This window comes from Promicromonospora kroppenstedtii DSM 19349, assembly GCF_000515355.1.
GTDB lineage: Bacteria > Actinomycetota > Actinomycetes > Actinomycetales > Cellulomonadaceae > Promicromonospora > Promicromonospora kroppenstedtii.
This window is the reverse complement of record NZ_KI911724.1, coordinates 44,540-46,003: the sequence shown is the minus strand read 5'-3', so window position 1 is coordinate 46,003 and position 1,464 is coordinate 44,540. Positions and strand designations below refer to the sequence as shown.

1 protein-coding gene and 1 pseudogene are annotated in these 1,464 nt (G+C 73.6%); both read left to right on the top strand.

Annotated features, from left to right (window positions below; genetic code table 11):
* Positions 1-666 (top strand): annotated as a pseudogene (locus PROKR_RS37525) (GTP-binding protein HSR1); the annotation flags it as partial.
* A 45-nt stretch (positions 667-711) separates the two neighbouring features.
* On the top strand, positions 712-1,212 hold the full coding sequence (locus PROKR_RS21005; RefSeq protein WP_036966862.1) for an acyl-CoA thioesterase: 501 nt from the start codon (positions 712-714) through the stop codon (positions 1,210-1,212).
* Positions 1,213-1,464: the final 252 nt, after the last annotated feature.

Sequence of the window (1,464 nt, the reverse complement as noted above, 5' to 3'; positions counted from 1 at the left end):
GACCTGGTGCGCACGTCGCTGCCCACGGCGCGGCCGGCGGTACGGTCCACCGCTGCCTCCGCCGTGCGGCGCTATGTCGAGGACGTGACGCGCGGCGTCGCCGACCCGTGGGTGCTGGCGGCTCGCTCACGCGGCCAGGCGGGCATCGACGCGCTGCCCGACGCCCTGGACCAGGCCGTGGCCACGACCCGGGTCGAGGTGTCGCGTCGCCCGGTGTGGTGGTCGCTCGTGAACGCGGTGCAGTGGCTCCTGGTCGCCGCGCTGGTCACGGGCCTGGTGTGGCTCTTCGTGCTGTTCGGTTTCGCGTACCTGCAGCTCCCGCCGCTGCCGACGCCCGTGCTGACCCTGCCGACCTGGTCGGGGGACGGCGGCGTCGTCTTCCCGGGGGCGCCCGAACCGGGCTCCGACGTGGGGGTCGGCGTCGACCTCTTCACGATTCCCTGGCCCACGCTCCTGGTGCTGGGCGGGGTGCTGCTCGGCCTGCTGCTCGCCCTGGTCTGCCGGATCTTCGGCGCCCTGGGCGCCCGGCGCCGGGCGATGGCCGCGCGTCGCCGGCTGCGCCAGTCGGTGGGTAAGGTCGCCGACCGGCTCGTGCGGGAACCCGTGGGGGAGGAGCTGGCCCGGCTCGCGAGCTGCCGGACGGCGGCGACGGTCGCCGCGAGCTGAGACCGGCGGGCGGCAGGGAGGAGCCGCCGGGAGAGGATAGGCACCATGACACGCCTGCACGTCCCCGTCACGCTGCGCTGGTCCGACCTGGACGCCTACGCCCACGTGAACAACGTCGCGATGTTCCGCCTGCTGGAGGACGCGCGCATCACCGCCTTCTGGCTGCACCCCGAGGCCCCCGAGGGCGAGGCCTGGCCGACGGCGGTGGTGCCCACCGGCCCCGACGCCGACTCGCACACCCTCGTGGCCGGGCAGCGCATCGAGTACCTGCGTCCCCTGCTGTTCACCCGCACGCCGGTGCGCGTGGAGATGTGGCTCGGCCGCATCGGCGGGGCCAGCGCGGAGGTCTGCTACGAGGTGCACGACGGCGCGGCGAGCATGCCGAAGACGGGTCCGACGTCGGGCGGCAAGCCCTACGCGCGGGCGACCACCACGCTCGTGTTCGTCGACGCCGCCACCGACCGGCCGCGCCGTCTCACCGAGGGGGAGCGCCTGGCGTGGAAGGAGTTCCAGGAGGACCCGATCACCTTCCGCCACCGCGGCTGACGCGTGTGTCCGACGCAGGGATCACCCGGGTGACCTGCGCGTCTGGCTCGCCGCTGACTGGTCCTCAGGGTGTCCGAATTGGTAAATTCATCCCCCTTGGTTTCGGCCACGGAGGAACAGTGGATCTGCCCACGCACTACCTTGACCCGATCACCCTGCACGAGGTGTTCGACGACGTCCCGGCGGCTCAGGCGTACCTCGCCGAGCTGGCGCGGGACCCTGCCCGCGACGAGCCGGCCACGCTCGCCGTCC

What these genes read in the sequence shown, in the direction of transcription:
- PROKR_RS21005 (WP_036966862.1), top strand. Translation starts at nt 712, where the DNA reads ATGACACGCCTGCACGTCCCCGTCACGCTGCGCTGGTCCGACCTGGAC.